Raw genomic sequence first — 4,401 nt, 5'->3', positions numbered from 1 at the left:
GATCGGCGCGGCCGCCGCCACCGTCGGCAGGCCGAGCCGCGCCGCCAGCCCCTCTAGCCGCGCGAACCGCGCCGGATCGCGCCCGTCATAGCGCGGGCTGAGCAAGAGCGCGACACAGCCCCCCCAGCGTTCCGCCAAGCGCAGCACCTGCGCCTGCCAGTCGCGCCCAAGGCCGGGATGCAGCAAGAGATAGAGCCCCGCCGCCCCCGCCAGCACATCCGTCAGCTCCAGATCACAGGTCCCCTTGACCGCCCGCTGCCGCCCCAGGCTGATCAGGCGACACAGGCTGGCCCACCCCCCCCGATCCATCGGCAGGGCGGTGATCTCGATCCCTTCGCGCAACACCAGCCGCGCCGCGGGAATAAGACGCGGGCAATTGGCCCAATCGGGCGGCGCAGGCTGCGGCGCAGGCGGCCCGATGGGTCCCTGCCGCGCCTCGAGCGCCTGCCGCGCCGCCACCTCGCGGGCAATCTCGCGCGCCGCCGCATGGGCGCGCACGATCCCCGCCACCGAATTCACATCGGCAATCGCCACACCCGACAGGCCCAGCGCCGCAGCATGACGGATATACTCCTCCGGATGCGACGCCCCGGTGAGAAAGGTGAAATTCGACGTGGCAGAAAGCTCGGCAAAGGGCATGGCGGCACTGATTCCCAGACCCGCCCAGTATGTTCACTTTTTGTTCTAATTTCCACCCCACGCTTGCGCGCCCTCAGGGACGTGTCGGCGTGCAAGGCCCCCCTTGCAAACACTGCAGCACCTTATCCCGCATGGCAGGTGTCGGATTGGGATGGCCCATGCCACCGCAGGGGTCCACCGCCAGCACATAGCCGCCGTCCCGCCGCTCCAGAAACCCCAGATATTCGGTCCCCGGCACCGCCGAGGCACACCAGGGGCCAAAGCATTGCACATCGAGCGTGATGGCGCGGTCAAACGCTTGATCGAACCCGCCCCGCGTCAAGGCCTGCCCGGTCAATCGCGCCGGGATCAACGTATGCGGCGGCTTTTGCTGCGGCATCATATCGGTGCTGGGCAGCCGCGCCGGATCAAACTCCAGCCGCCCCTGCACCACGATATAGGCCTCCTCCGCCTCTGCCGCGCGCCGATAGGTCTCGGCCACATCATGCGGCAGACAACTCAGGGCCACCGCCGGACCCGCCAGCGCGCAGCCCAGCGCCAGAACCGCCGCCCGGATCAAATCAACGCTCCGAATTCGTCCAGCACGCGGGAATAGACCGCGCGCTTGAAGGGGACAATGTTGGCCTCAAGATCACTGGGCGGCACCCAGCGCCATTCCGAGAATTCCGCAGGCTCGGTGGTGATGTTCACATCCCCGTCGCGGCCCAAAAAGCGCATGAGCACCCATTTCTGCTCTTGCCCCCGATACCGCCCCTTCCAGATGCGCGGCACCATCTCATGCGGCAGATCATAGGTCAGCCAGCCTGGCGCTTCCGCCTCTATGCGCACCTTGTCCGCTGTGACGCCGGTTTCTTCCCAGAGCTCGCGCAGCGCCGCCTCGGTCACGCTCTCGCCCTTGTCGATCCCGCCCTGCGGCATCTGCCAGGCAGGCGCGTCATTGTCGATCCGCTGGCCGACAAAGACATGGCCGTCCGCATTGACCAGCATCACACCCACGCAGCGGCGATAGGGCAGTTTTGCAATCTCTTCCGGCGTCATCATCGGGCCTCTCAGTTAGGGTCGCGGGCAGAGTGCGGTGCCGGGCCGGGGGCGTCAAGGCCCTGCTGCCGGATTTGACTTTTGCCTTGGCAGGCACAGAGTGAGCGCAGGGGATTCGACCCAGACGGAGACAAGAGACATGACACAGAAACCCGTGCTTTACGGCTTTGACGCCTCGACCTATGTGCGCACCGTGCGCATGGTGCTGGCGGACAAGGGCATCGCCTATGATCAGGTGCCGGTCAACGTGCTGGCAGGCGAGCCGCGCCAACCCGAGCATCTGGCCCGCCACCCGTTCGGCAAGGTGCCGGTGATGGATATCGACGGGTTGCGCATCCGCGAGACCGACGCCATCTGCCGTTACCTCGAAGACATCGCGCCCGAACCTGCCCTGACCCCGGCCGACCCCAAGGGCCGCGCCCGGATGAACGAGGCCATCGGCCTGATCGACAGCTACGGCTACGGCGCGCTGGTGGGGGTTGCGGGCTATCACCTGTTCCCAGACTTCATCGGCGGCCAGAACGAAGACGCCCGCAAGGCGGCGCTCGAGGCATCGGAAAAGCTCTTGAAACTGCTGATGGACAACAAGAACGGCGCCGCATGGCTGGCGGGGGACAGCCCCACCTTGGCCGATTACTTCCTCGGGCCGATCCTGTTCTATGTCTCGCTCACCCCGGATGCCGATCACGTGCTCTCCCTGCCCGGCGTCGCGGACTGGTGGGAGGCGATGAAGGCCCATGACACCTTCGCCAAGACCGAGCCGGATCTGGGGTAAGGGGGACAGAGTTGGGCGTGCGGGGAAATGGCGATTGCGGGCAACTAGCCCCCCGTCACACCTCGCGCGCGCCGACCATGCCCATGATCTCATAGGTCTGGCGCAGGATCGGCGCGGCGATGGCCCGCGCCCGCGCCGCACCATCCGCCAGAATCCGGTCAATCTCGGACAGATCCTGCATCAGACGCGCCATTTCCGTCGAAATCGGCGCGATCCGGTCCACCGCCAGATCGGCCAGCATCGGCTTGAACTCGGAAAACGGCTTGCCGCCCGCCTCTGCCATCACCTGATCCACGGTCATATCGGCCAAGGCGGCATAGATATTTACCAGATTGCGCGCCTCTGGCCGCCCCTCCAGCCCCGCCACCTCAGAGGGCAGCGGCTCGGGGTCGGTCTTGGCCTTGCGGATCTTCTTGGCGATGGTATCGGCATCATCCGTCAGGTTGATGCGGCTCATGTCCGACGGATCGGATTTCGACATCTTGCTCGAGCCATCGCGCAGGGACATGACCCGCGTGGCGGCCCCTTCGATCACCGGCTCGGGGATCGGGAAAAATTCCACGCCATAATCGTGGTTGAACTTGATCGCGATATCGCGCGTCAATTCCAGATGCTGCTTTTGATCCTCGCCCACCGGCACATGCGTCGCGTGATAGGTCAGGATATCCGCCGCCATCAGCGCCGGATAGGCAAAGAGACCGAGCGAGGCGTTTTGCGCATTCTTGCCCGCCTTGTCCTTGAATTGCGTCATCCGCTGCATCCAGCCCATGCGCGCCACGCAGTTGAACACCCACGCCATCTGGGTATGCTCGGCCACCTGAGACTGGTTGAAGAGGATCGACCGCGCCGGATCAAGGCCAGAGGCGATGAACCCCGCCGCCAGTTCCCGCGTCGCACGGGCCAGATCGGCCGGGTCCTGCCAGACCGTGATCGCATGCAGGTCCACCATGCAATAGAGCGTCTGGATGCCCTTGTTCTGCGCCTCGGCAAACCGCTTGAGCGCGCCCAGGTAATTGCCCAGGTGCAGGTTGCCCGAAGGCTGGATTCCCGAAAACACGCGGGGGGTAAAGGCCGCCTCGGTCATGGTGCAACTCCGTGGTGGATTTCTCTGCCCGCCTCGCTTACCCATGCGCCACAGCCCCGTCAAGGAGAGGTGCCATGTCCGAGCAGAGACCGCCCGCCCCCGTCAACCCCCTGCCGCCCTTCCTGATCGCCCTCTTTCTGGTGCTGATCGGGATCGAGGGGGCCTTTACCCTTGGCGCGCGCGGGCTCATTGGCGGCCCGGATGCCGTAGGCTGGCGCGCGGCGGCCATTCAGGATTACGGCTTCAACGGTGAAATCCTGGCTTGGATGCTGGAAAACAAGACCTTTCCCGTCGAACACCTGCGCCGCCTGCTCAGCTACGCCTTTGTCCACGGCAGCTTTACCCACGCGCTTTTTGCCGGGGTGCTGCTCTTGGCGATGGGCAAATTCGTCTCGGACGTGTTCCGCCACTGGGCGGTTCTGGTGCTCTTTGTGGTCAGCACGGTTTTGGGCGCGGCGATCTTTGGCCTTGTGGCCCCCGGTGGGACCTGGCTCATCGGGGCCTTTCCCGGCGTTTACGGCCTGATTGGCGGCTTTACCTATATCATGTGGCTCAGGCTGGGGCAGATGGGCACCAATCAGGTGCGCGCCTTTACCCTCATCGGCGTGCTGATGGGGCTGCAACTGGTGTTTGGGCTCTTGTTTGGCGGCAGCGCCACCTGGATCGCCGATGTCAGCGGCTTTGCCACCGGCTTTCTCGCCTCTTTCGTGCTCAGCCCCGGCGGCTGGTCGCGCCTGCGGGCCAAGCTGCGGCACGACTGAGGGCAAGCGCTCGCGCGGCCTAGCGACCGCGCGGCTTAGTGCTCGGGTTCTATGGCTGCTCCAAGCCCCCTTACCGCCTCAACCTCCCCCGGATTTCCTGCATC

At 65.4% G+C, this 4,401-nt stretch carries 5 protein-coding genes and 1 pseudogene; 2 read left to right on the top strand and 4 right to left on the bottom strand.

From position 1 onward, the window contains the following. The 3 genes and pseudogenes from KBT70_RS09780 to KBT70_RS09770 form a co-directional block, all read right to left on the bottom strand. Positions 1–639 (bottom strand): annotated as a pseudogene (locus KBT70_RS09780) (error-prone DNA polymerase); the annotation flags it as partial. Between the two features lie 73 nt (positions 640–712). After that, entirely contained in the window at positions 713–1,198 is a 486-nt protein-coding gene (locus tag KBT70_RS09775) for a hypothetical protein (protein WP_296632084.1), read from the bottom strand. Next, positions 1,195–1,677 carry an RNA pyrophosphohydrolase gene (locus KBT70_RS09770; RefSeq protein WP_296632088.1) on the bottom strand — a complete coding sequence of 161 codons (483 nt, stop codon included), beginning with the start codon at positions 1,675–1,677 and terminating at the stop codon, positions 1,195–1,197. The genes KBT70_RS09775 and KBT70_RS09770 overlap by 4 nt, the downstream gene beginning before the upstream one ends. A 139-nt stretch (positions 1,678–1,816) precedes the next feature. Between KBT70_RS09770 and KBT70_RS09765 the strand changes: the two genes are divergently transcribed. Further along, complete coding sequence (locus KBT70_RS09765) at positions 1,817–2,452, top strand: glutathione S-transferase family protein (protein ID WP_296632081.1); 636 nt, start codon at positions 1,817–1,819, stop codon at positions 2,450–2,452. A 55-nt stretch (positions 2,453–2,507) separates the two neighbouring features. Here the strand turns inward: KBT70_RS09765 and trpS are convergent, their stop codons facing one another. After that, a complete protein-coding gene (gene trpS, locus KBT70_RS09760) occupies positions 2,508–3,536 on the bottom strand; it encodes a tryptophan--tRNA ligase (RefSeq protein WP_296632078.1) in 1,029 nt (342 codons plus the stop codon). Positions 3,537–3,610: 74 nt separating this feature from the next. Between trpS and KBT70_RS09755 the strand changes: the two genes are divergently transcribed. Next, positions 3,611–4,297 (top strand): rhomboid family intramembrane serine protease, encoded by a 687-nt coding sequence (locus KBT70_RS09755; RefSeq protein WP_296632075.1) that lies wholly within the window; start codon positions 3,611–3,613, stop codon positions 4,295–4,297. Positions 4,298–4,401 lie beyond the last annotated feature (104 nt).

Origin of the sequence: Roseovarius sp., from assembly GCF_018066915.1 — a bacterium.
GTDB lineage: Bacteria > Pseudomonadota > Alphaproteobacteria > Rhodobacterales > Rhodobacteraceae > Roseovarius.
The sequence above is the reverse complement of the archived record's forward strand: the minus strand, read 5'-3'. Positions and strand labels throughout refer to the sequence as shown.